The sequence below is a fragment of the Verrucosispora sp. TAA-831 genome (assembly GCF_050780145.1).
GTDB lineage: Bacteria > Actinomycetota > Actinomycetes > Mycobacteriales > Micromonosporaceae > Micromonospora.
The window spans coordinates 348,027-372,816 of sequence record NZ_CP192240.1; the positions used below are offsets into that span (position 1 = coordinate 348,027).

Annotated in this window: 22 protein-coding genes and 1 pseudogene; 18 read left to right on the forward strand and 5 right to left on the reverse strand. The window is 71.9% G+C overall.

The genetic code is table 11. The features are described from left to right. Positions 1–94: 94 nt before the first annotated feature. The 3 genes from sepH to ACQVFL_RS01625 all read right to left on the reverse strand — a co-directional run bounded on the left by sepH (position 95) and on the right by ACQVFL_RS01625 (position 3,986). Positions 95–1,174: a septation protein SepH gene (sepH, locus tag ACQVFL_RS01615; RefSeq protein WP_431728418.1), complete on the reverse strand. Its 1,080-nt coding sequence runs from the start codon at positions 1,172–1,174 to the stop codon at positions 95–97. A 260-nt stretch (positions 1,175–1,434) separates the two neighbouring features. Next, positions 1,435–2,562: a phosphoserine transaminase gene (gene serC, locus ACQVFL_RS01620; protein ID WP_396692182.1), complete on the reverse strand. Its 1,128-nt coding sequence runs from the start codon at positions 2,560–2,562 to the stop codon at positions 1,435–1,437. Positions 2,563–2,879: 317 nt separating this feature from the next. Continuing rightward, positions 2,880–3,986 (reverse strand): citrate synthase 2, encoded by a 1,107-nt coding sequence (locus ACQVFL_RS01625; protein ID WP_131052555.1) that lies wholly within the window; start codon positions 3,984–3,986, stop codon positions 2,880–2,882. A gap of 283 nt (positions 3,987–4,269) precedes the next feature. Between ACQVFL_RS01625 and pdxH the strand changes: the two genes are divergently transcribed. The 7 genes from pdxH (at position 4,270) to ACQVFL_RS01660 (ending at position 10,354) form a co-directional block, all read left to right on the forward strand. Further along, positions 4,270–4,896, forward strand: a complete 627-nt coding sequence (pdxH, locus tag ACQVFL_RS01630) for a pyridoxamine 5'-phosphate oxidase (RefSeq protein ID WP_431729931.1) — start codon at positions 4,270–4,272, stop codon at positions 4,894–4,896. Further along, complete coding sequence (locus ACQVFL_RS01635) at positions 4,893–6,233, forward strand: MFS transporter (protein WP_396692184.1); 1,341 nt, start codon at positions 4,893–4,895, stop codon at positions 6,231–6,233. The genes pdxH and ACQVFL_RS01635 overlap by 4 nt, the downstream gene beginning before the upstream one ends. Before the next feature lie 11 nt (positions 6,234–6,244). Continuing rightward, a complete protein-coding gene (locus ACQVFL_RS01640) occupies positions 6,245–7,174 on the forward strand; it encodes an aldose 1-epimerase family protein (RefSeq protein ID WP_431728419.1) in 930 nt (309 codons plus the stop codon). Positions 7,175–7,193: 19 nt separating this feature from the next. Next, entirely contained in the window at positions 7,194–7,796 is a 603-nt protein-coding gene (locus ACQVFL_RS01645) for a nitroreductase family protein (RefSeq protein ID WP_396692186.1), read from the forward strand. A 191-nt stretch (positions 7,797–7,987) separates the two neighbouring features. After that, the gene (locus tag ACQVFL_RS01650; protein ID WP_131055140.1) at positions 7,988–8,293 is read left to right on the forward strand and encodes a type II toxin-antitoxin system VapB family antitoxin; all 306 of its coding nucleotides are present in this window, start codon (positions 7,988–7,990) and stop codon (positions 8,291–8,293) included. Between the two features lie 38 nt (positions 8,294–8,331). Further along, complete coding sequence (locus ACQVFL_RS01655; RefSeq protein WP_431728420.1) at positions 8,332–9,483, forward strand: acyl-CoA dehydrogenase family protein; 1,152 nt, start codon at positions 8,332–8,334, stop codon at positions 9,481–9,483. 115 nt (positions 9,484–9,598) lie between these two features. Next, positions 9,599–10,354 (forward strand): DUF4230 domain-containing protein, encoded by a 756-nt coding sequence (locus ACQVFL_RS01660; RefSeq protein ID WP_396692188.1) that lies wholly within the window; start codon positions 9,599–9,601, stop codon positions 10,352–10,354. A 136-nt stretch (positions 10,355–10,490) separates the two neighbouring features. On the opposite strand, the gene ACQVFL_RS01665 is transcribed toward ACQVFL_RS01660, so the two are convergent. After that, positions 10,491–10,697, reverse strand: coding sequence for a PspC domain-containing protein (locus tag ACQVFL_RS01665; protein WP_396692189.1), 207 nt, complete (start codon positions 10,695–10,697; stop codon positions 10,491–10,493). 506 nt (positions 10,698–11,203) lie between these two features. Here ACQVFL_RS01665 and ACQVFL_RS01670 point away from each other — a divergent pair. From ACQVFL_RS01670 to ACQVFL_RS01720, 11 genes and pseudogenes are all read left to right on the forward strand, one after another. Continuing rightward, positions 11,204–12,580 (forward strand): L-serine ammonia-lyase, encoded by a 1,377-nt coding sequence (locus tag ACQVFL_RS01670; RefSeq protein ID WP_431728421.1) that lies wholly within the window; start codon positions 11,204–11,206, stop codon positions 12,578–12,580. Between the two features lie 57 nt (positions 12,581–12,637). Next, positions 12,638–13,465, forward strand: coding sequence for an ABC transporter permease (locus ACQVFL_RS01675; RefSeq protein ID WP_396692191.1), 828 nt, complete (start codon positions 12,638–12,640; stop codon positions 13,463–13,465). Then, the gene (locus ACQVFL_RS01680; protein WP_396692192.1) at positions 13,465–14,211 is read left to right on the forward strand and encodes an ABC transporter ATP-binding protein; all 747 of its coding nucleotides are present in this window, start codon (positions 13,465–13,467) and stop codon (positions 14,209–14,211) included. Before ACQVFL_RS01675 ends, ACQVFL_RS01680 begins: the two co-directional genes overlap by 1 nt. Next, positions 14,208–16,196, forward strand: a complete 1,989-nt coding sequence (locus tag ACQVFL_RS01685) for a DUF5941 domain-containing protein (RefSeq protein WP_431728422.1) — start codon at positions 14,208–14,210, stop codon at positions 16,194–16,196. Before ACQVFL_RS01680 ends, ACQVFL_RS01685 begins: the two co-directional genes overlap by 4 nt. 15 nt (positions 16,197–16,211) lie before the next feature. Then, complete coding sequence (locus tag ACQVFL_RS01690) at positions 16,212–18,401, forward strand: bifunctional glycosyltransferase/CDP-glycerol:glycerophosphate glycerophosphotransferase (protein ID WP_431728423.1); 2,190 nt, start codon at positions 16,212–16,214, stop codon at positions 18,399–18,401. A 145-nt stretch (positions 18,402–18,546) separates the two neighbouring features. Next, on the forward strand, positions 18,547–19,854 hold the full coding sequence (locus tag ACQVFL_RS01695) for an ABC transporter ATP-binding protein (protein ID WP_431728424.1): 1,308 nt from the start codon (positions 18,547–18,549) through the stop codon (positions 19,852–19,854). A 163-nt stretch (positions 19,855–20,017) separates the two neighbouring features. Next, positions 20,018–20,482: pseudogene (locus tag ACQVFL_RS01700) on the forward strand (DUF5753 domain-containing protein); the annotation flags it as partial. Further along, complete coding sequence (locus ACQVFL_RS01705; RefSeq protein WP_431728425.1) at positions 20,473–20,661, forward strand: DUF397 domain-containing protein; 189 nt, start codon at positions 20,473–20,475, stop codon at positions 20,659–20,661. The pseudogene ACQVFL_RS01700 and the gene ACQVFL_RS01705, both read left to right, overlap by 10 nt. A 55-nt stretch (positions 20,662–20,716) precedes the next feature. After that, complete coding sequence (locus ACQVFL_RS01710) at positions 20,717–21,181, forward strand: DUF4442 domain-containing protein (RefSeq protein ID WP_431728426.1); 465 nt, start codon at positions 20,717–20,719, stop codon at positions 21,179–21,181. A 138-nt stretch (positions 21,182–21,319) separates the two neighbouring features. After that, the gene (locus tag ACQVFL_RS01715; protein ID WP_431728427.1) at positions 21,320–22,069 is read left to right on the forward strand and encodes a beta-phosphoglucomutase family hydrolase; all 750 of its coding nucleotides are present in this window, start codon (positions 21,320–21,322) and stop codon (positions 22,067–22,069) included. Beyond that, complete coding sequence (locus ACQVFL_RS01720; protein WP_396692199.1) at positions 22,066–24,441, forward strand: glycoside hydrolase family 65 protein; 2,376 nt, start codon at positions 22,066–22,068, stop codon at positions 24,439–24,441. Before ACQVFL_RS01715 ends, ACQVFL_RS01720 begins: the two co-directional genes overlap by 4 nt. A gap of 165 nt (positions 24,442–24,606) precedes the next feature. On the opposite strand, the gene ACQVFL_RS01725 is transcribed toward ACQVFL_RS01720, so the two are convergent. Beyond that, positions 24,607–24,783, reverse strand: coding sequence for a hypothetical protein (locus tag ACQVFL_RS01725; RefSeq protein ID WP_396692200.1), 177 nt, complete (start codon positions 24,781–24,783; stop codon positions 24,607–24,609). Positions 24,784–24,790 lie beyond the last annotated feature (7 nt).

A 24,790-nucleotide genomic window follows, 5' to 3' on the forward strand; every position in this document is an offset into this window, starting at 1 on the left:
CGACTCCTCACCGCGATCCATCCGTCGACCGAGGCGGCTGGTGCTGTCCTAGCTCAGCGCCCTCGGCGGGCACCGGCGCGTGGCCGGTGCCCGGTCAGGAGGACTCGCGGGCTGCGGGACCGCTGCCGAAGAGGACGTCGTCCCAACTCGGCAGTCGCTTGCGCGGCTTGGCGCCGGGCTCGGTCGACTCGTTGGTCGCGGCGGCCGGGGCACCCGTGCGGCGAGGTCGCAGCACCGCCAGCGACGGCACCGCCGGGACCTCCTTGGGCGCGTCGGCGTCGTCGTCGAAGGCGGAACCCTGACCGCCGCCCAGCAGGGCGGCTGCGCCGCCACCGACCGCCCGGCGCGGCGTGTCCTGGCCACCGGCGAGCGCGGCCGGCGAGCGGGGTTCGAGGCCCCGGCCCGAGGTGGCGCCGAGCGGACGGTCCAGCGAGGCGAGCAGTGCGTCCCGACCGGCCCGGATCGGGTCCCGACCGGAGCGGGTGGGGTCGCTCGGCGCGGGCAGCCCGTGCCCGCCCCGGCTCGGCTCGCCGCGCGACGGACCGGGCAGGGCGTGACCGCCCCGCTCCGGTGCCGGCTCCTGACCGAGGAGCGGCGCGGGCCGCTCGGCGCAGAGGTATTGCGCCATGTCGTCGTGTGGGGCCACCGACTGCCGGGTCTTGTCCAGATCCCAGACGGCCTGCGCGGTGGCCTTGCCGGACGGCCAGGTCGCGACGATCCGCCAGGTGCCGTCGTCGCGGCGCCACGCGTCCCAGGAGATCTTCTCGGTGTCGATCCCGTGCTGGGCGAGCCGACCGTTGACCACCTCGGCGAGGGGCGTGGGCTTCTCGGCGCCCTTGAGTCGGGTACGGCGGGCGTGCTGGGCGAGCATTGCCCGCTCCTGGAGCACCGGCCCGGCGTAGCGGAGCACCCGGTCGACCGGTACGCCGGCGATCCGGGCGACGTCCTCGGCGGACTCGCCGGAGCGGATCCGGGCCTGGATGTCCCGAGGGGACAGCGACGGCACCGGGTCGACGGTGGTCGGTGCCACCGCGAGCGTGGGCGCGCCCGGTTCGGCGTGCAGTGCTCCGGCGATACGCTCGTCGATCGGCAGGGCGAGCAGGCGCCCGACCTCGTCGGCGAGCACCAGGGCCTGGCCGTCCTCGGAGAGGGCGACGAAGCGTACTGGGCGCATCGCGTTGCCTCCGTCCCGCTTCGCTGGCCGTTACGCCACGAGCCGGCCACCCGGGGCGTTGCGCTCCACGGTACGCCCATCCGGAGCCTGGTGGGAGACGCCACGCCCGGGCAAGTCGAGCTGAGCAGCCTAATTCCCCGCTGTCCAGCGCTGTGCGGCGGGTCAGTGCGGTGAGCGCGACAGTGGCGTTTGTCGCAGTACGACGCGGGCCCGGCGACCACAGTGGGTCGACCGGGCCCGCAGGGTCACCGTGGGTTCACTCAGAGTCGCTCGACCACGTAGTCGATCGAGGCGGTCAGCGCCTCCACGTCGGCCGGCTCGACGGCCGGGAAGAGCGCCACCCGGAGCTGGTTGCGGCCCAGCTTCCGGTACGGCTCGGTGTCCACGATGCCGTTGGCGCGCAGCGCCTTGGCGATCGCGGTGGCGTCCACCCCGTCGGCGAAGTCGATGGTGGCGACCACGTTGGAGCGCAGCGCCGGGTCGGTCACGAACGGGGTGGCGACGGTCGAGCGCTCGGCCCAGCCGTACACCGTCGCGGCGCTCTCGGCCGTGCGCTTGGCCGCCCAGGCCAGCCCACCCTGGGAGTTCATCCAGTCGGTCTGCTCGGCGGCGAGGAAGATCGTCGCCAGCGCCGGGGTGTTGTAGGTCTGCTCCAGCCGCGAGTTGTCGATCGCGGTGACCAGGTCGAGGAAGGCCGGGATGTACCGGCCGGACGCCTTGATCTCGGCGGCCCGCTCCAACGCGGCCGGCGACATCAGGGCCAGCCAGAGTCCGCCGTCGGAGCCGAAGCACTTCTGCGGGGCGAAGTAGTAGACGTCGGTCTCACCGACGTTGACCTCCAGGCCACCGGCGCCGGAGGTGGCGTCGACCAGCAGCAGCGAGCCCGGGTCGGCACCCGCCACCCGACTGATCGGCACCGCCACGCCGGTCGAGGTCTCGTTGTGCGGGGTGGCGTAGACGTCCACGCCGGCCTCGGCGGTGAGGGTCGGTGCACTGCCCGCGTCCGACTTGCGGATCGTCGGCTCGCCCAGGAACGGCGCGTCCTTGACGGACTTGGCGAACTTGGCGCCGAACTCGCCGAAGCTGGCGAACTGGGCCCGGTCGCGGACCAGCCCGAACGCGGCGACCTCCCAGAACGCGGTGGTGCCGCCGTTGCCGATCACCACCTCGTAGCCCTCGGGCAGCGAGAAGAACTCGGCGATGCCGGAGCGGAGCCGGGCCACCTGGTCACGGACGGTCTTCTGCCGGTGCGAGGTGCCCAGGTAGCTGGTCGCCACCTCGGCGAGCGCGGAGACCGCCGCCGGACGGACCTTGGACGGCCCGCAGCCGAAGCGGCCGTCGGCGGGCTTGATCTCGTCGGGAATCCGGATGGTCGGTGCGTCAGCCACGGTCGTAAAGATCCTTCCGCATGGGTCGGGGCCCGGGTGAGCAGGTGGGGCGGACCGACGGCGGGCGCGTGCGGGTGCACGGTCGAAGCCGGGGTCGAGCCCATCGGGCGGCGCTGCCGGAATTCATCCTTGCACCCGTCGACGCCCCGCCGCGTGCTGGTCCCAGCCCCAACCGTGAGTCGTCCGCCACAGCCCGTGGCGTCGCCCACACCACCCGCCGTCGCCGGGCGAGCCCGGACGTAAGGAAGGGACCCCTGCTCTACCGGAGACGGTAGAAGGGGTCCCTTCCTTACATCGCAGGCGTCGGGCGGGACGCCTCAGACGTCGTGCGGGACGGCGTCCCAGCCCTCGACCTCGTTGGGCTTGCGCGGGCCGTGGCCCACGTACCGGGCGGAGGGGCGGACCAGCCGCTGGAGCCGCTTCTGCTCCAGGATGTGCGCGCTCCACCCACCCATCCGGGCGCAGGTGAACATCGAGGTGAACATGTGCGCCGGCACCTCGGCGAAGTCGAGCACCACGGCGGACCAGAACTCGACGTTGGTGGCGAGCACCCGGTCCGGGCGGCGGGCCTGCAACTCGGCCAGCGCGGCCCGCTCCAGCGCCTCGGCGACCTCGAAGCGCGGCGCGCCCAGCTCCTTGGCGGTGCGACGCAGCACCCGGGCGCGCGGGTCCTCGGCCCGGTAGACGCGGTGGCCGAAGCCCATCAGCCGCTCACCCCGGTCGAGCACACCCTTGACGTAGCTCTCCGCGTCGCCGCTGCGCTCGACCGCCTCCAGCATGCTGAGCACCCGGGACGGTGCGCCGCCGTGCAGCGGGCCGGAGAGCGCACCGATGCCCGAGGAGATGCAGGCGGCGGCGTCCGCGCCGGTGGAGGCGACGATCCGGGCGGTGAAGGTGGAGGCGTTCAGGCCGTGCTCGGCGGCCGAGATGAAGTACGCGTCGACGGCCTTGACGTGCCGGGGGTCGGGCTCGCCGCGCCACCGCTTCATGAAGCGCTCGACGATCGTCTCGGCCTTGTCGATCTCCTTCTGCGGCACCGCCGGCAGCCCGAGGCCACGGGCGGACTGGGCGACGAAGGAGAGCGCGGTCACCGACACCCGGGCGAGGTCCTCCCGTGCCTGCTCGTCGGAGATGTCCAGCATCTGGTCCAGGCCCCAGTACGGTGCGAGCATCGCCACCGCGGACTGCACGTCGACCCGGATGTCGCCGGAGTGCACCGGCACCGGGAACGGCTCGGCCGGCGGCAGGCCGGGGCCGAACCGGCCGTCGACCAGCAGCGCCCAGACGTTGCCGAAGGAGACCTGGCCGATCAGATCCTCGATGTCGACCCCGCGGTAGCGCAGGGCGCCACCCTCGCGGTCCGGTTCGGCGATCTTGGTCTCGAACGCTACGACGCCTTCGAGCCCGGGTTTGAAGTCGGCCATCTCACTACTCCTGGTGTGTGGTCGGTGCGCGCCCGCCCGGCTCGGTGTCCCGGCCCCGGCCGGGTGAGCGCCTTCAGGCGACCCTCTCCGGATGTGTGTTCGTGACATCTTGCCTGCTGGTGATCGGGTATGCGACCCATCGCGGATGTGCTGCTGACGACATCCCCGACGGCAGGTGCCGTGGGGCCCTCGGTAAGACTGGCCCCGACGGGCTGGTCGCGGGGGCGGGCAGCCTGATCCAGAGGGAGGAAACGTGACGGGCGACACACCGCCACCCGCGGGGATGCGTCACGAGTACGCCGCAGACACCGGCCTGCTCGAGGCCGACCTGGCGGCGCAGTGGCACACGCAGTTCGGCAGGTGGTTCGCCGACGCGGTCGCCGCCGGGCTGCCCGAGCCCAACGCCATGGTGGTCGGCACCGCCGACGCCGAGGGGCGGCCGAGCGCGCGGACGGTGCTGCTCAAGGGCTACGACCCGGCGGGCTTCGTCTTCTTCACCAACCACCGCTCGCGCAAGGGTGTCGAGGCGGACGTCAACCCGTACGCCAGCCTGGTCTTCCCGTGGTTCCCGATGCAGCGGCAGGTGATCGTCGCCGGCCGGGTGGAACGGATCGACCGGGCGGAGACCGAGGCGTACTTCGCCAGCCGGCCGCGCGGCTCCCGACTGGGTGCCTGGGCCAGTGCCCAGTCGTCGGTCCTGCCGGACCGGGCGGCGCTGGACGAGGCGTACCGGGCCGTGGCGGAGCGGTTCGCCGACGTGGACCCGATCCCCGCCCCGCCGCACTGGGGCGGGCTGCGGGTCCGGCCCGATTCGGTGGAGTTCTGGCAGGGCCGGGCCAGTCGGCTGCACGACCGGCTGCGGTTCCGCCGCGACGCCGACGACTGGGTCGTGGAGCGGCTGGCCCCGTGACCTCGACCGAGACCGACCGGCCCCGCGAACGGCGGCGCTGGGCCATCGACCTGCGTCCGCTGCGGGTGACCGCGTACCGGCGGCTCTGGCTCGGCAACGGCATCGCCATGTTCGGCTTCCAGTTCACCGCGGTCGCCGTACCGGTGGAGATGTACGCCCTCACCCAGGACTCGCTCTGGGTCGGGCTGCTGGGCATCGCCGCCTTCGTACCGCTGCTGGTGTTCGGGCTCTGGGGCGGAGCGGTGGCCGACGCCATCGACCGTCGGCTGGTGTTGACCGCCGGCTCGGTGCTGCTCTGGGTCTCGGTGGTGGGCCTGCTGGCGCAGGCGCTGCTGGGGGTGGGCAGCCCGCTGCTGCTGCTCGGGCTGGTGGCGCTCAGTTCGGTCGCGTATGCGATCAGTGGGCCGGCGCGCAGCGCGCTGGTGGCCCGGCTGGTCCCGGCCGAGCTGGTGCCCGCCGCGACCACGCTGAACTTCACCACCGCGATGGCCACCTCGGTGCTCGGGCCGTTGGCCGCCGGCCTGATCCTGGCCACCTGGCACCTCGACGTGGCGCTGCCGATCGCGTACGCGGTGGACGCGGTGCTGCTGGTCGCCCTGGTCTGGGCGGCGCTGCGGCTGCCCGCGATGCCGCCCGAGCCGGACCCGGACGGTACGCCCCGGCAGGCCGGGCTGCGCAGTGTCGTCGACGGGTTCCGGTATCTGGCCGCCAGCCCGGTGCTGCTGCTCTCCTTCGCCATCGACCTGATCGCGATGGTGTTCGCCTTCCCCCGGGCGCTCTTCCCCGAGGTCGCCGCCGAGCGGTTCGGCGGGGGCGCGGCGGTGGGCTGGCTGTACAGCTCGATCGCGATCGGCTCGTTACTCGCCGGGCTCGTCTCCGGCTGGATCGGCCGGGTACGCCGGCAGGGGCTGGTGCTGGTGCTCGCCGTCGTGGGCTGGGGCCTGGCGGTGGCGCTGGCCGGACTGTCCCGGCAGCTCTGGCTGGTCATCGCCCTGCTGGTGCTGGCCGGGGCGGCCGACCTGATCAGCTCGGTGGTGCGGCAGTCGATCCTGCTGATCTATGCGCCGGACCGGATGCGCGGTCGGCTCCAGGGCGTCAACACCGTGGTGGTGGCCGGTGGGCCGCGCCTGGGCGACCTGCGGGCGGGTGCCATGGCGACCGGCTTCGGCAGCGGCGTGGCCTGGGTCGGCGGCGGTCTCGTGGCGGCCGGGCTGGCGGTCGTCCTGGCGGTGGCGTTCCCGGCGTTGGCCCGCTATCGACCCCCGGTCACGCCGACCGCCGAGGGGGCTTCCGAAGATCACCCGGCACGGCGAGCGGACAGCGGTTCCGGGGGCTAGGGTCTGGCGACATGAGCAGCAGCGAGCCGCGTCCCCTGTCCGGGGCACAGTGGACCATTTCCGCCGACGGTCACGAGGCGGTCATCGTCGAGGTGGGCGGCGGGGTCCGCACCTACCGGCAGGACGGGGTGGAGCACCTCGACGGGTACGCCGCCGACGAGTTGTGCCCCGGCTCGGCCGGTCAGGTGTTGGCTCCCTGGCCGAACCGGATCCGCGACGGCGTGTACCCCTTCGACGGGCAGTCGTACCAGCTCCACCTCACCGAGCCGGAGCGGCACAACGCGATCCACGGCCTGGTCAACTGGGCCCGCTGGGAGCTGGTCGAGCAGCGGCCGGACGAGGTCGTCGTCGGGCTCGACATGCCGGCGCAGCCGGGCTACCCGTGGCCGCTGCGGCTGCGTACCCGGTGGAGCGTGGGGGCCGACGGGCTGCGGGCCGCGCACGAGGTGACCAACGTCGGCGGGGAGTCGGTGCCGTTCGGCTTCTCCGTGCACCCGTACCTGCGACTGCCCGGGGTGGCGGTGGACGACGTGGTGATGCGGGTGCCGGGGGAGACCCGGCTGCTGCTGGACGGGCGGCTGCTGCCGGTGGGCGTGGCCAAGGTCGCCGGCACCGAGTACGACTACACCGAGCCGCGCCGGATCGGCGACGCGGTGCTGGACCTGGCCTTCGGGCAGGTGATCCGCAACGCCGACGGCGGTTCGGCGGTGACGCTGAGCGCACCCGACCGGTCGCACGGCATCGAGATCTGGGCCGACGCCCAGTTCGGTTGGTGGCAGGTCTACACCGGTGACACCCTGACCGGGGAGCGTTTCCGCCGGTCGGTGGCGGTGGAGCCGATGACCTGCCCGCCGGACGCCTTCCGTTCCGGTCGGGATCTGATCACGCTGGCGCCGGGTGATACCTGGCGTGGCGGCTGGGGCATCCGGCCGGGCAACTGAGCCGGCGAGGAGGTACGTCGTGGAGTTCGCAGAGGTCGTCCGGCGACGCCGCATGGTGCGCAACTACGATCCGGACCGTCCGGTCCCGCCGGAGGTCGTGGACCGGCTGCTGGACCACGCGGTCCGCGCGCCGTCGGCCGGCTTCTCGCAGGGCTGGGGTTTCCTGGTGCTGGAGGAGTCGGCGGACCGGGAACGGTTCTGGGCGGCCAGCACCCCGGAGGACGGCGGTACGGGACGCTGGCTGACCGGTATGCGGCGGGCTCCGCTGATCGTGGTGCCGCACGCGAACCGCTCCGTCTACCTCGAACGGTACGCCGAGTCGGACAAGGGCTGGGCGGACCGGTCGACGGACCGGTGGCCGGTGCCGTACTGGTACGTCGACACCGGGTTCGCCGCGTTGCTGATGATGCTGACCGCCGTGGACGAGGGGCTCGGTTCGTGCTTCTTCGGCATCCCGCCGCAGCGGTTGGCGTCCTACCGGGAGGCGTTCGGCGTGCCTGAGGCGTACCACCCGATCGGGGCGCTCACGATCGGTTACCGTGCCCCCGACCACCGGTCACCGTCACTGCGTCGAGGGCGTCGTCCGGTCGACGAGGTCGTCCGCCGGGGCCGGTGGAGCTGACCGAAACCAGAGGTTCGTCCGGTGCAGAACCGGACGACCGGTGGCGAAACTGGCAACAAGGAGCAGAACGTGGGGTGCGTGCTGCGGCTACGCTGGCACGGTCACGGGCGCCGCGGGTCGCGGCGTCCCGCCGCGACCCGGCCCGGCTCGGCGTCGTGGTTCGGCCCGACCAGGGGGAGGAGCGTGCCGTCGTGATCTTCAGAGCGGTCCGGGACGGGTGTCCCTACCCGCAACACAATCTGACCCTCAAGCAGTGGGCGGAGATCCCGCCCCGGCCGCTGCGGCTGGATCAGCTCATCACCACCAAGCGGGAGCTGGCGTTGGACAAGCTGCTCGCCGAGGACTCCACCTTCTACGGTGACCTGTTCCCGCACGTGGTGCAGTGGAACGGCGGCCTCTACCTGGAGGACGGCCTGCACCGCGCGCTGCGCGCCGCCCTGCAACAGCGCAACCAGATCCACGCCCGGGTGTTCGTGCTCGCCGAAGCGATCGAGTGACCCGACACCTCCTACTGAACCGTCGTTAGGGGGTGCGCGTGGACCTGCTCGACCTGGATTCGTCGCTGACCGAGGAGGAGCGGCAGATCCGCGCCGTCGTGCGCCGGGTGGTCGACGAGCGGGTACGCCCGCACGTCGCCGGCTGGTACGAGGCCGGTGAGGTGCCCGCCCGGGAACTGGCCCGTGAGTTCGGCGCCCTCGGTCTGCTCGGCATGCACCTGACCGGGTACGGCTGCGCCGGCTCGACGGCCGTCGCGTACGGGTTGGCCTGCCTGGAGTTGGAGGCGGGCGACTCCGGCGTCCGGTCCCTGGTCTCGGTGCAGGGTTCGCTGGCCATGTACGCCATCTGGCGCTACGGCAGCGAGGAGCAGAAGCAGCGCTGGCTGCCGGCGATGGCGACCGGCGAGGCGATCGGCTGTTTCGGGCTGACCGAGCCGGACCACGGCTCGGATCCGGGGTCGATGGCCACCCGGGCTCGCCGCGACGGCGACGACTGGATCCTCCACGGCACCAAGATGTGGATCACCAATGCTCCGATCGCCGACGTCGCGGTGATCTGGGCGCGCACCGACGACGGCGTGCGCGGTTTCGCCGTACCCATGGACACGCCGGGGGTGACGGCGCGCGAGATCGGCCGGAAGATGTCCCTGCGCGCCTCGGTGACCGGGGAGGTCGCGCTCGACGACGTCCGGCTGCCGGCGGACGCCCGGCTGCCCGAGGCGGTCGGGCTCAAGGCGCCGCTGAGCTGTCTGACCGAGGCCCGGCACGGCATCGTCTGGGGTGCGCTGGGCGCGGCCCGGGACTGCCTGGAGACCGCCCTGACGTACGCGACGACCCGCACCCAGTTCGGTCGCCCGCTGGCCGGCTTCCAGCTCACCCAGGCCAAGCTCGCCGACATGGCGGTCGAGTGGCACAAGGGCTACCTGCTGGCGCTGCACCTCGGCCGACTCGCCGACGCGGGCCGGTTGCGCCCCGAGCAGGTCAGCGTCGGCAAGCTCAACAACGTCCGCGAGGCGCTGACGATCGCCCGGCAGTGCCGCACGATCCTCGGCGCCAACGGCGTCTCCGGCGACTACCCCGTGATGCGGCACGCCAACAACCTGGAGAGCGTCCTGACGTACGAGGGCACCTCCGAGATCCATCAGTTGGTGATCGGGCAGCGGCTCACCGGCGTCTCCGCGTTCACCTGATTTTTCACGCCTCTGACCTGCGGAGATGCACGTTCGGGCGACTCGGCGAGCGGCTGTCGTACCGGGGGCTTACCGTCATCAACAGACAATGCGTCTGACGAGGACGGTGAGGGCGATGGCACGCGACAGCGACATCAACGAGCCCACCAGCACGTTTGCCGACTACCAGGCCGGGGAGGAGAGCACGGACCGGCCGGACGCCCCGCCGGTGCCACCGGGTGGCGGCGGTGGTGGTGCGGCGAGGGCCCTGCTCTGGGTGCTCGGCGCTGCGGCGATGGGGGTGGTGGTGCTGCTCGGCGTGCAGACCACCGGCATACTGCCGGAGTTCCGTAACCCGTTCAGCAAGGAGCAGACCGACCGCACCCAGCCCGCGCTGCTGGAGTCGATGCAGGACCTCAGCCGCTACGTGGCCGCCGAGGGCAACTTCCAGGTCGTGGTCGACCTGGAGAACGACCGGCGCAACGTGCCGGACTGGCTGCTCAACCAGCGCACGCTGTTCGTCGGGTCCGGCAGCGTCGAGGCGTACGTGGACTTCGGTGCCCTCGGCGAAGGCGCGGTCGTGCAGTCCGGCGACGGCAAGTCCGTCGAGGTCAAGCTGCCCGCACCGCAGCTCGCCGAGACCAACCTCGACCTCGACAAGAGTTACGTCTTCGCGGAGGAGCGAGGGCTGCTCAACCGGGTGGGCGACCTGATCGGCGGCGACCCGAACCGGCAGCAGCAGGTCTACCGGCTCGCCGAGGACCGGATCACCGCCGCCGCCCGGGACAGCGGCCTGATCGCCCGCGCCGAGGAGAACACCCGCAAGATGCTGACCGGCCTGCTCGGGTCGCTCGGCTTCGAGCAGGTCACCATCACGTACACCGCTCCCTGACACCCGCACCTGCCCCGCCCCGCCGGCTGTCGTTCGACCTGCTGGCGGGGCGGTCGGTCGTGCAACCCGGCGGGGGCCGAGATTCGCGTCGCCTCTCCGGTGACCGGGGTGGCCTCGCGTGCGGAGGACGGACCGGTCAGCGGCCCGCGACGAGGTAGCGGTCCTCGTTGGGCATGATGATCCAGAGTGCCAGGTAGATGACGACCTGAGTGCCGGGCAGCAGCAGCGACAGCAGGAACAGCAGCCGGATGAGCCCGGCCGAGGTGCCGAAGCGCTGGGCCAGGCCGGCGCAGACTCCGGCGAACATGCGCCCCTGTCGGGGCCGGACCAGTTTGCGACTCATGGTGGTACTTCCCCTCTGCGGCGATCCGCCGCTCCATGTCGTCAACGCTAGGAGCGGATGGCCCCTGCGCCCTCGCCCGCGAGAACGAACCGCACCGCGCGTACCCGTAGGTACTTACCCGTGTCCCCACCGAGACACCCATCCCCGAGCAACCCCGACCCCACGCGTCGATCGAGGAGTCGTGGCTGGGGCTGGCCGATCATGGACCGTGGTCGGAGCCGCCGCCGTGGTGAGGACCCGCCGATCATGGAGTCGTGGTAGGCGCAAAAGGTTCATACTCGGCCGAAACCTCGACCACAAGTCCATGATCGCGCGGCCGGAGGTGGCCGGAGGCGGCCGGAGGTGGGTGGGCGGGGTGGGCGGGGTGGGCGGGGGTGCGGGGTAGGGTCGGTGGGCTGGGTGCCCTCACCGGGGCGTACGGCGGGCCGCGTCCGGATCGGGGGCGGCCGACCTCTTTCGGCGGGCCGCTGACCGGTGATCCCGGGGCAGGGCGAGGAAGTGCAGTCATGATCAGTGTGTTCGACCTCTTCAGCGTGGGCATCGGGCCGTCCAGCTCGCACACGGTGGGACCGATGCGGGCGGCGCGTACGTTCGTCGCGGGGCTCAAGGCCGACGGGTTGCTCACGGACGTGGTCCGGATGCGCGCGGAGCTGTTCGGATCGCTCGGTGCCACGGGGCACGGGCACGGCAGTGATCGGGCGGTGCTGCTCGGGCTGGCCGGCGCGGCACCGGAGTCGGTCGACACCGACGGTGTGGACGCGCGGGTGGCCCGGATCCGGGAACAGGGTCGGCTGGCGCTGCTCGACACGCACGAGATCGACTTCGAGCCGGACCGGGATCTCACGTTGCACCGGCGGCGGTCGTTGCCGTACCACCCGAACGGCATGGTCTTCGCGGCCTTCGACGACGGTGGTGCCGAGATCCGGACGCGGACCTACTACTCGGTCGGCGGCGGGTTCGTGGTGGACGAGGCGGCGGCCGGGGCGGATCGGATCAAGCCCGACGTCACGCCGGTGCGGTATCCCTTCCTGACCGGCGCGCAACTGCTCGACGTGACCGCCGCGACGGGCCTGTCGATCAGCGGGGTGATGCTCGCCAACGAGGTGTCCTGGCGGTCCGAGGCGGACGTACGGGCCGGGCTGCTGGACATCTGGCGGGTGATGCGCGAGTGCGTGGAGCGCGGCTGTTCCCGGGACGGCACGCTGCCGGGCGGATTGCAGGTGCGCCGCCGCGCGGCCGAGCTGCGCCGCAGCCTGGAGACCGACACGGTGGTCCCGGACGGGGATCCGCTGCACGTGATGGACTGGGTGACGCTGTTCGCCCTGGCGGTCAACGAGGAGAACGCGGCTGGCGGCCGGGTGGTGACCGCGCCGACCAACGGCGCGGCGGGGATCATCCCGGCGGTGTTGCACTACTACACGCGGTTCGTGCCGGGGGCCTCCGACGAGGGGGTGCTGCGGTTCCTGCTGGCGGCCGGGGCGATCGGGGTGCTGTTCAAGGAGAACGCGTCGATCTCCGGGGCCGAGGTGGGCTGCCAGGGCGAGGTCGGCTCGGCGTGCTCGATGGCCGCCGCTGGGCTGGCCGAGGCGCTGGGCGGCACGCCGGCCCAGGTGGAGAACGCCGCGGAGATCGGCATGGAGCACAACCTCGGGTTGACCTGTGACCCGGTCGGGGGCCTGGTGCAGATACCGTGCATCGAGCGCAATGCGGTGGCTAGCATCAAGGCGATCACCGCCGCCCGGCTCGCGTTGCGCGGCGACGGGGTGCACGCCGTGTCGCTCGACAAGGTCATCAAGACCATGCGCGAGACCGGTGCCGACATGAAGGTCAAGTACAAGGAGACGGCGCGCGGCGGCCTCGCGGTCAACGTGATCGAGTGCTGAGCGGAGGACGTTCACCGGCTGCTAACCTGTCGTCCGTTCAGCAGGCGGGAGACGGCGGTGACCTCTGGCGTGGGGGCGTTGTGGTCGCACCGCAATTCGCTGCGCATCCTGGTCCGACGTGATCTCGCGGTCAAGTACCAGCAGTCCGTGCTGGGGTACCTCTGGTCGTTGATCGAGCCGCTGGGCATGGGGGCGATCTACTGGTTCGTCTTCGGCGTCCTGTACTCCCGGGACACCAACCGGCACCTCGGCGAGGCCGCCGGGTCGTACCCGCTGTTCCTGATCACCGGGATCTTCGCCTGGATGTGGACCAGTTCGGCGTTGAGCGAGGCGACCAACGCGCTGACCGGCCAGTCCCGGTTGATCACCACGATGAACGTACCCCGGCAGGTCTTCCCAATCGGCCGGGTCACCGGGCGCTTCGCCGAGTACGCCGCCGGCCTGCCGATCCTGGCGGCCATCGCGATCTGGTACGCCGCCGACGGCCGGATCGACCCGGGTTGGTCGCTGCTCGCCCTGCCGCTGGCGGTGCTGGTGCAGGCCACTCTGCTGGTCGGGTTGGCGCTGCTGCTGTCGGCGGCGAACGTGCTGATGCGCGACGTGGAGCGGTTCATGCGTCTGGTCATCCGGGTGTTGTTCTACGCCACGCCGATCATCTATCCACTGAGCCTGGTCCGGGACTCCGGCCTGCCCGGGTGGCTCAAGCTGGGCTACGAACTCAACCCGCTGGTCGGGATCTTCCAGCTCCACCACGCGGTCTGGTATCCGGACGAGTTCCCGGACGCCCGGATGCTCGCCACCACCGTCGGCATCAGCCTGCTGGTCCTGGTGGTCGGCTGGTGGACGTTCCGTCGGCTCGAACCCGCCGTGCTCAAGGAACTCTGATGACCGACGCGATCATCGAGGCGGAGGGGATCGGCATCCGGTTCGTCCGCAACCGCCGTCGCCAGTTGCGGCTGCGCGAGCTGTTCATCCACCGGGGTACGCGCGGCGCCTCCGACGGCCGGTTCTGGCCGCTGCGGGACGTCTCCTTCTCGGTCGCGCCGGGCGAGACGCTCGGCGTGATCGGCCGTAACGGCACCGGCAAGAGCACCCTGTTGCGCCTGATCGCCGGGGTGCTGATTCCGGACGAGGGGCGGATCCGGGTCCGGGGCGACGTCGCGCCGCTGCTGGAACTCTCCGCCGGCTTCTCCAACGACCTGACCGGGCGGGAGAACCTGTACCTGGTGGGCGGGTTGCACGGGTTGTCGTCGGGATACCTGAAGCGGCACTTCGACGACATCGTCTCGTTCGCCGGTGAGCAGGTGGAACGGGCCATCGACACCTCGGTACGGCACTACTCGTCCGGGATGAAGGTCCGGCTCGGGTTCGCGATCATCTCTCACCTGCCGCACCCCATCCTGCTGATGGACGAGGTGACGGCGGTGGGTGACGCCGAGTTCCGCAAGAAGTGCTACACGACCATCGATCGTCTGCTCGGGGAGGGGCGCACTCTGGTGCTGGTCTCACACAACGAAAAGGACCTGACCCGGTTCTGCCGTCGAGGACTCTTCCTCGACGGCGGCCGGTTGAGCGTCGACGGCACCATCGCCGAGGCGCTGGCCGCGTACCACGACGCGGTTCCCCGGTGACGCTCGCGATCGTGCTCGCCGCCGGGTCGCCGGCCGCGAGCCTGCCCACGGGTGCGGTGCCGGGCGGCTCCACGGCGGACCGGCTGGCCGAGCAGTGGCGGCGGGCCGGGGTGGCCGACGTGCGGTTCGCCGCGACCCTGGACGAGGTCGCGGACCTGGCCGCGACGGCGGGCGGCCCGGTGGTGCTCAGCGGTGCGGACCTGGTGGCGCACACCGCCGTGCTGCGGCATCTGGTGACCAGCCCGGTCGGTCCGACCGTGGCGTTGGTGCTCACCGACCCGCCCGGCGGTGGCCGGACCGTGGTGCGCGAGGAGCGCGGACAGGTGGTCGACGCCGGTCCGGTCGAGCGGCTCGACGGTGAGGCCACCGGCGTCTTCGGAGGTGCGGTGCGGGTCGGTCGGGACGACGTACCGGCGCTCGTGGCCGCCGCCCGCGCGGCCGGCACCGACGCGCAGGCCCCGGGCCCGGCGGTGGACCGGGTCTTGGCGGGCCTCGCCGGGCAGGGGACGCTGGTCTTCGCCCACCGGGTACGCCTGCTGGTCGCGCACCGGGTCGACGACGCGAGCGGGCTGGCCGCCGCCGAGGCGGCGGTGGCCGCCGTCGACGAGGACCGGGCCGAGTTGCGGCTCTCGGTGAAGGAGAAGGACGACTTCTTCACCACGTACTTCGTCAGCACCTGGTCGCCGCAGGTCACCAAGGTCTGCGCCCGGTTGGGGCTGAGCCCGACGGCGGTCACCATGATCTCGGTGGCCTTCGCGGTCGCCGCCGCCGCATTGTTCGCCGCCGGTGGCCGACCGGCGCTGGTCGGCGGTGCGGTCCTGCTCTATCTCGGCTTCGTGCTCGACTGTGTGGACGGTCAGCTCGCCCGCTACACGCGCAACTTCAGCGCCTGGGGCGGCTGGCTGGACACGATGGCCGACCGGGCCAAGGAGTACCTGGTCTACGCGGGTCTCGGGTGGGGTGCCACGGCGGCCGGGTTCCGGTACGGATGGGCGTTGGCCATCGCCGCGATGACCCTCCAGACGGTGCGGCACATGACCGACGCCTGGTACGGCGTGTTGCACGACGAGGCGGCCCGTCGACCGAAGGCGGCGGGCAGCGGCGGCGGTGGCATCGGTGACCGGCTGAACGCCGCCTCGAACCGGGTGCAGGCCGACTCGGGGTCGCTCTCGTACTGGCTCAAGCGCACGGTGGTCTTCCCGATCGGGGAACGGTGGGCGCTGATCGCGCTGGCCGCCGCGCTGTTCGACCAGCGGATCGCCCTGTTCGCGGTGCTGACCTGGGGGGTGTTGGCGTTCGGGTACACCGGCGCGCTGCGTACCCTGCGGGCCCGCTGGATGTGGGTGCCGGTGCTGGACACGGTCGACGCGACCCTGCACCGCGACGACGGTCCGCTGGCCACCCGACTGCCGGTGCTGCGGCGGCCGGGGCCGCTGGTCCTCGCGGTGGTCGCGGCGCTGGCCGCGGCAGGGTTGGTGCTGGTGACGCTGCTGGGCGGCGTGGGTGACGGCGGCGATCCGGCTGCCTGGCTCCGCTGGGCGGCGGTGCCGGTGGTGCTGCTGGTGCTGCTGGCCGCTGCGGCGGGGACCGGGGCGGCGCACAACGGGCCGCTGGACTGGCTGGTGCCGGCCGCGCTGCGGGCCGCCGAGTTCCTCTTCGCCGTCGCGGTCGGGGTGATCGGCGGCGCGCCCGCGTGGCTGATCTTCGGGTACCTCTTCGTGCTCACCCTGCACCACTACGACCTGGTCGCCCGGCTGGAGAAGCGGCAACCCGCGCCGCCGCTGCACTCGGCCACGCTGGGCTGGGAGGGGCGGTCGGTGCTGCTGGCGCTGACGGCGATCGCCGGAATCGTGAGTATTGGTCTGGCTACACTCGGTATCTACCTTCTCGTGCTCTTCGTGGCAAGTGTGGTGCTGGCCTGGTTCGTCCGGCCGAGCCGTCCCACCCGGGCACCGGCGGGTACGCGACAAGGCGCGACGCTCTGACGGGAGGCCGGGACGATGACGCTGATCAGCTTCGTCGTCCCGGCCTTCCGGGTGCAGGGCTACCTGCGGGAGTGCCTGGACTCGATCCTCGGTCAGCCGATCGCCGACATCGAGGTGATCGGGATCGACGACTGCTCGCCGGACGCGGTCGGGGAGATCCTCGACGAGTACGCCGCCCGCGACGACCGGGTCCGGGCGGTCCGGCTGGACCAGAACGTCGGGCTCGGCCCGGCCCGCAACGTCGGGCTGGACCTGGCCGTCGGAGAGTACGTCTGGTTCGTCGACGGTGACGACTGGCTCGCGCCCGGTTGCCTGGTCGAGGTGGCCGCCCGCCTGCGCGAGACCCGCCCCGACGTGCTGCTGGTCGACCACGTCCGCACGTACTGGGACGACCGGGTCAGCGCCAGCGCGATGGCGGAGGTCTTCCCGGAGCCACCGGGGTCGGAGACGTTCCGGCTGGCCGAGCGACCGGAGACGCTGGAACTGCTGCACACCGCCTGGAACCGGCTGCTGCGTCGGCGGTTCCTCGTCGACGCCGGGCTGCGTTTCGCCCCCGGCTGGTACGAGGACGTGTCGTTCAGCTATCCGGCGCTGCTGGCTGCGGACCGGATCGGCGTGCTCGACGTGGTCTGCGTCAACTACCGGCAGCGGCGGGCCGGGGCGATCACGAAGACCCAGGGTGAGCGGCACTTCGAGGTGTTCCGCCAGTGGCGACGCGTGTTCCGGGACCTGGACCGGCTCGGCGCCGAGGAACTCCGACCGGCGGTCTTCGCCCGGATGATGTGGCACTACCTGACCGTGCTCGGCACCGACGAGCGGATCCCGGCGGACCTGCGGCCGACCTTCTTCGCCCGGATCACCATCGACCACGCCCGCTTCCGTCCGCCCGGCGGCCATCGGATCCCGGACGGGATCGAAGGGCTCAAGCACCGGCTGGTCGCGGCCGGTCGGTGGCGGACGTTCAGCGCACTACGGGCGACCGGCCACGCGGGGGAGGCGGCCCGCCGGATCGCCCGCCGGGCCCGACGACGGGTGGGCCCACCGGCCCGTCGGGGCGTACGCCTGGCCCGTGACGTCGTGCTGCGCGAGTACCAGTGGGTCGAGCGCCGCCGCCCGGTGGACGAGAACCTGGCCGTGTACGCGGCGTACTGGTATCGCGGGTACGCCTGCAACCCGGCCGCCGTGTACGAGGCGGCGCGGCGGCTGGCGCCGCACGTACGGGGCGTCTGGATCGTCCGGCGGGACCGGGTGCACACGCTGCCCGACGGGGTCGAGTACGTGGTCGCCGGTACGCCCGCGTACCACCGGGTGCTGGCCCGTGCCCGGTGGCTGATCAACAACGTCAACTTCCCGGACTCGGTCCGCAAGCGCCCGGGCACCGTGCACGTGCAGACCCACCACGGCACCCCGGTCAAGGTGATGGGGCTGGACCAGCAGCGGTATCCGCTGGGCGCGACCGGCGTGGACTTCGCCGGGCTGCTGCGTCGGGTGGACAGGTGGGACTTCTCGGTCAGCGCGAACAGCTTCTCCACGCAGATGTGGGAGCGGGCCTATCCGGCCGCGTACACGACCCTGGAGGTGGGTTATCCCCGCAACGACCGGTTGGTGACCGCGAGCGCCGAGGAGGTCCTGCGGCTGCGCGCGGAGTTGGGCGTCGGCCTCGGCGAGCGGGTGGTCCTGTACGCCCCGACGCACCGGGAACACCTGCCCGGCTACCGCCCACCGTTCGATCCGGAGCGGTTCCTCGACGCGCTCGGCCCGTCCGGCCTGCTGCTGATGCGCAGTCACTACTTCCACGACCGGGAGCGCCGGACGTCGGGCCCGAGCAGCCGGACCCGGGTCCTCGACGTCAGCGACCACCCCCGGGTCGAGGACCTCTATCTCGCAGCGGACGTGCTGGTCACCGACTACTCGTCCGCGATGTTCGACTACGCCGTCCTGGACCGGCCGATCGTCGTCTACGCGCCGGACTGGGACGCGTACCGGCTGACCCGGGGGGTCTACCTCGACGTCACCGCCGAGGCGCCCGGCGCGGTGGCGCGTACCTTCCCCGACCTGCTCGACGTGTTCCGGTCCGGCGCGCTGGAGACGCCGGAGGCCGACGGGGCGCGGGCGGCGTTCCGGGAACGCTTCTGCGCGCTGGAGGACGGGCACGCGGCCGAGCGGGTGGCCCGGCGGGTCTTCCTGGGCGAGACGGCCGCCTGAGTCCCTCTTTCCGGGCAATCGCCGTCATTCGATGGACCGTAATAGGTCTGTCACGATTCGAACATCGCACGTTTACCCGATGTGCTCGCCGCATGATCCTGGCCACAGTCATTTCGGGTTCGCCGACGAGCTGGGGGAGGAGACGGTGACAACCGTCGCGCTCAAGGATGTGACAAAGGTCTTCCGGGACGGCACCGTCGCTGTCGACACCATCAATCTCGACGTCAACGACGGCGAGTTCATGGTGCTGCTCGGGCCGTCCGGCTGTGGGAAGTCCACGGTGTTGCGGATGATCGCCGGGCTGGAGGAACCGTCCTCGGGTGCGGTGCTGCTCGACGGCGAGCTGGCGAACGACCTACCGCCCCGGGAACGGCGGATCGCGATGGTCTTCCAGGACTTCGCCCTCTATCCGCACATGAGCGTCAACGACAACATCGCCTTCCCGCTCAAGCTGGCCGGCGTCGAAGCGACCCCGCGCGGCGAGCGGGTCGGCGACGTGGCCAGCGCCCTCGGCATCGGCGACGTGCTGGCCCGACGTCCCGGCCAGCTCTCCGGCGGGCAGCGACAGCGCGTCGCGATGGGTCGGGCGATCGTCCGTCGCCCCGGTCTGTTCCTGATGGACGAACCGCTGTCCAACCTGGACAGTGGGCTGCGCGCGGAACTGCGCGCCGAGATCTCCGGCCTGACCCGGGAACTGGGCGTCACCACCGTCTACGTCACTCACGACCAGGCCGAGGCGCTGACCATGGCGGACCGGGTCGCCATCATGCGCAAGGGCGTCCTCCAGGACGTCGGCACCCCCACCCAGGTGTACGGCCGCCCGGCCACCCTCTACGTCGCCGCGTTCCTCGGCAGCCCCCGGATGAACCTGCTGGAGGCGTCGGTCTACGTCCACCTCGACCGGTACGTCACCCTGACCCTCGGCGAGCAGGCGCTCTATCTGCCCTGGAACGACATCCGCAGTCGGGCCGTGGCGCACTACCACGGTGAGCGGATCGTGGTCGGCATGCGCGCGGAGGCGCTCACCCCGGTCGCTCCGGACACCTCCGGAGACGTCCTCCAGGGCCGGATCCGCTATCTCGAACACCACGGTCACGAGTCCCTGGCCTTCCTCGACATCGGGGCCTCCGCGATCGTGGTCGACGAGGTCGGCGGTCCGATCGACGGTGACGCCCCGCTCGGTCAGCGTGGCCTGCGCCGGTTCGGCCAGATGATGCAGCGGTTCACCGGTCGGGTCGCCGTCGAGCAGGGCGGGCACGCGCCGACCGGCGGCACCAACACCAGCGTCCTGAACGATCCGGGCCGTCACCACCGCCGCCCGGCCGAGTTGGCCGTCCGACTGGCGCCGTACCCGGCGGTCTCCGCCGGTCATCGGCTCAGCGTCAAGGTCCGGATGGACGCCCTGCACTTCTTCGACGACCGGGGCGACCGCATCGACGTCGGCTGGCGCTGATGCGAGGAACCCGCCGCGCCGTCTGGCGCTGATGCAAGGAAGGGCACCTTATTAGCGCCTGCGGTATAGCACGGGTCCCCTGCTAACGCGCGCCTCCAGGAGCGGCTCGCGGATGATCGGGAGGCGATCCTCAAGGAGAGCCTGATGCCGTCAGACCGAGGGGTACGCCCGCGCGCTCGACGAGGGCGCGAGTCAGCTCGTCGGCGACCAGGTCGAGGCACCGCTGGCCGCCCGGCTCGCCCGGCAGAAGGTGCTCGCCCGGCCCAATCCGCCGCTGCTGGTGGCGGTGCTCGACCACACGGTGCTGGAGCGCCCGGTCGGCGGGCCGAAGGTGATGCGGGAGCAGTTGCTGCACCTGGTGGAGGTGGGGCGTCGGATCAAGGTGCACCTGCACATCGTGCCGAAGGGGGTGGGCGCGTATCCGGGGCTGAACGGTGCCTTCGTGATCGCCACCCCGCCGGAGGGCGACGACATCGCCTACCTCGACAACCAGATGCGCGGCACCATCGTGGAGCGCACTGTGGACGTAAACTCGCTTCGGCAACACTGGGAGGCCGTTCGGGCCGAGGCGTTGCCTCAGGGGGCCCCTCTAAAGATGATCTCGGAGGCGGCGGAAGCATGGACCTGACCGGTGCGATCTGGCGCAAGAGCACCCGCGGCAGCGGCAACCAGGGCGACTGCGTGGAGGTGGCCGACAACCTGGCGCAGGTCGTCGGCGTGCGCGACAGCAAGGACCGGCAGGGGCCGGTGCTCACCTTCACGCCCGACACCTGGCGAGCCTTCGTGCAGTCCACCAAGAGCCACTGACCCCGCCCCGTCGCGTGGCCTTGCCGGTCAAGTTACCTGCCGGTAGCGTGCGGGCATGACCATCGACTCGCGGCAGGTGGCCGCCGGCATGCTCCAGGCGGTGCCCTTCGCCCGTACGCTCGGCTTCGAATTCGTCGAGGTGGCACCGGAGGCGCAAGGCTCGGTCCGGGCCGTGGTGCGCTTGCCCGACTCGCCGGCCACTCACAACCACGTCGGCGGTCCGCACGCCGGGGCCGTGTTCACGCTCGGCGAGACCGCCTCCGGCGCGGTGGTGATGGCCGCGTTCGGCCACCTGCTCGACCGGGCCACGCCGCTGGCGGTGCGCGCCGAGATCGCGTACCGCAAGCTCGCCCTGGGCCCGGTGCTGGCGACGGCGCGGCTCGGTCGCCCGCCGGCCGAGGTGATCGCGGAGCTGGAGGCCGGTGAGCGGCCGGAGTTCCCGGTACGCGTGGAGATCGCCACCGCAGAGGGCAAGCCGACCTCGGAGATGACCGTCATCTGGACGCTGCGCCCGAACTGACGAGGCCCGTGCCGGCCCACGTGGGAAAAGCGCAGCCGCCCGCCGTCGCCCACCGGCGTGATGTCGAAGCGACTGCGCGCCGCGCCCAGGTCGGTCGAAGTGCGTTTGCGGGCTGGTGACCGTGGATAGATTGGTACGGTGCTCGGCCTGCCTGATCATGTGACCGCTTGTCTCTTCGACCTGGACGGTGTGCTGACGCAGACCGCCCGGCTGCACAACGCCGCCTGGACCGAGACCTTCGACGACTTCCTGCGGCGGCACGCGGCCACCACCGGTGAGCCCTACCGTCCGTTCGACCCGGGTCCGGACTACCACCGGTACGTCGACGGGCGGCCCCGCCTGGACGGCGTCCGCACCTTCCTCGCCTCGCGGGGCATCACGCTGCCGGAGGGTACGCCGGAGGACCCGCCGGGCGCGCAGACCGTGTACGGCCTGGGAAACCGCAAGAACACGCTGGTGCTGGAACGGATGCGCACCGCCGGAGTGGACGTCTACCCCGGCTCGGTGGCGTACCTCAGGGCGGTGCGGGACGCGGGGCTGCGTCGGGCGGTGGTCACCGCCAGCGCCAACGGCCGGGACGTACTGGCCGTCGCCGGGCTGGAGCCGTTGCTGGAGGCCCGGGTGGACGGGCTGACCGCACGGGCCGAAGGGCTGCGCGGCAAGCCTGCGCCGGACACCTTCCTCGCCGGGGCGAAGCTGCTCGGCGTCGAACCCGCGCACGCGGTGGTGTTCGAGGACGCGCTGGCCGGTGTCGCCGCCGGGAGGGCCGGCGGGTTCGGGTACGTGGTGGGGGTGGACCGGGCCGGTCAGGCCGACGAGTTGCGGAAGCACGGCGCAGACGTGGTGGTCGCCGACCTCGCCGACCTGCTCGCCGGACGGCACGAATGATCCGGGAGCGCGCGTACCCGGTCGAGCCGTGGCACGTGCGGGAGACCCGGCTCGACATGGACGTGCTCGCCCAGTCCGAGTCGGTGTTCGCCCTCTCCAACGGGCACGTCGGGTTGCGCGGCAACCTGGACGAGGGTGAGCCGCACGGGTTGCCCGGCACGTACCTGAACTCGTTCTACGAGTTGCGCCCGCTGCCGTACGCGGAGGCGGGTTTCGGTTTTCCGGAGTCCGGTCAGACGATCGTCAACGTCACCAACGGCAAGCTGATCCGGCTGCTGGTCGACGACGAGCCGCTCGACGTGCGGTACGGCGAGGTGCTCGCCCACGAGCGGGTGCTCGACCTGCGGGCCGGGACGCTGCACCGCTCGCTGCACTGGCGCTCGCCCGCCGGACGCGAGGTGCGGGTGAACACCACCCGGCTGGTCTCGTTCCGGCAGCGTTCGGTCGCCGCCATCCGCTACGAGGTGGAAGTGGCCGACGGCAAGCCGTTGCGGCTGATCGTCCAGTCGGAACTGGTGGCCAACGAGACGCTGCCGCCGCAGAGCCGCGACCCCCGGGTGGCCGCGGTGCTGGAGTCGCCGCTGGAGGCCGAGGAGGAGTTGACCACCGAGGACGGTGGACTGCTGATCCACCGGACCAAGGTGTCCGGCCTGCGGGTCGCCGCCGCGATGGAGCACGAGGTCGACTCGCCCGCACGGACCACGGTGGAGTCCGAGGGGTACGAGGACTGGGTGCGGACCACCGTCGGTTGCGTGCTGGAGCCGGGCCAGACGCTCCGCGTGGTGAAGTACCTGACCTACGGCTGGTCCAGCCGCCGGTCGTTGCCCGCCCTGCGGGACCAGGTCGGTGCCGCGCTCGCCGCCGCGCGACTGGACGGCTGGGACGGTCTGGTCCGGGAGCAGCGGGAATACCTGGACGAGTTCTGGGACGCCGCCGACGTGGAGGTCGAGGGCGATCCGGAGGTGCAGCAGGCGGTCCGGTTCGGGCTGTTCCACGTGCTCCAGGCCGGTGCCCGCGCGGAACGGCGGCCGATCAGCGCCAAGGGGCTCACCGGTCCCGGGTACGACGGGCACGCGTTCTGGGACACCGAGATGTTCGTGCTGCCGGTGCTCACGTACACCCATCCGGCAGCGGTGCGGGACGCGCTGTACTGGCGGTTCTCCACACTGGAGCAGGCACACGAGCGGGCCCGGACGCTCAACCTCCAGGGTGCGGCCTTCCCCTGGCGCACCATCGGCGGGTCGGAGTCGTCCGGCTACTGGCCGGCGGGCACCGCCGCGTTCCACGTCGCCGCGGGTATCGCCGACGCGCTGCGGCGGTACGTGCTGGTCAGCGGCGACCGGCAACTGGAGCGGGAGATCGGGCTGACCCTGCTGGTGGAGACCGCCCGGCTGTGGCGTTCGCTCGGGCACCACGACCGCAACGGCCAGTTCCACATCGACGGGGTGACCGGCCCGGACGAGTACACCGCGGTGAAGAACGACAACATCTACACGAACCTGATGGCCCAGCGGAACCTACAGACCGCCGCCGAGGTGGCGATGCGCTACCGCGACGACGCGTTCCATCTCGGCGTCACCGACGAGGAGGCCGCCGCCTGGCGCGACGCCGCGTCGGCCATGCACATCCCGTACGACGACGAGATCGACGTGCACCAGCAGGTGGAGGGCTTCACCCGGCTCCAGGAGTGGGACTTCGTCGACACCCCGTCGGACAAGTACCCGCTGCTGCTGCACTACCCGTACTTCGACCTGTACCGCAAGCAGGTGGTCAAGCAGGCCGACCTGGTGCTGGCGATGCACTGGCGCGGGGACGCGTTCACGCCCGAGGAGAAGTTGCGCAACTTCCTCTACTACGAGCGGCGTACCGTCCGGGACTCCTCGCTCTCCGCCTGCACCCAGGCGGTGCTGGCGGCCGACGTCGGCTATCCCGAGTTGGCGCACAGCTATCTGCGCGAGGCCGCGCTGATGGACCTGCACGACCTGAACGAGAACACCCGCGACGGGGTGCACATGGCCTCGCTCGCCGGGGCGTGGATCGCACTCGTGGCCGGCTTCGGGGGCCTGCGGGACCATGACGGAGTGCCGTCGTTCGCGCCACGCCTGTCCAGCGGGTTGAGCCGGTTGTCGTTCTCGCTCCAGTGGTGCGGCATGCGGCTCCGCGTCGACGTGCATCCGCACGAGACGACGTACTCGCTGCACCACGCCGCCCACGACGCGGTGATGGAGGTCCGCCACTACGGCAAGTCGATCCGCGTCACCTGCGACGAGGCGGTCACCGTACCGATCCCGCCGGCTGCCGAGGACCTGCCGACGCCTGAGCAGGCCCCGGGTCGGGCACCGCTGCTCCGGCTCCCGGAGCCGCCCACCTGAGTCGCGTCGCGGCGGCCCGCCGATCCGTCGACGCGGTCAGCTCGACAGGGGCCGTCGACCTGCTCGACCCGTCGACCCGTCGACCTGCTCGATCAGCGGTCCGCCGGTCTGCTCGATCAGCGGTCCGCCGGTCTGCTCGACCGGCGGACCGTCGGTCGACGCCGCTCAGATCGGCTCGCCCTGGGACGGGCGGCCGGTGGCGTCGTGCGGCGTCCTCGCCCGGGGATCGTCGGCGTCACGTGCCTGGGCCGCCTCGTCCGCCCAGTCCCGTCCGCGTCGGGTGTCCTGTTCGCGCCGCTCGCGATCGGCGGCCTTCTGCACGGGCTCACGGTGATGCGGCATGACGGTC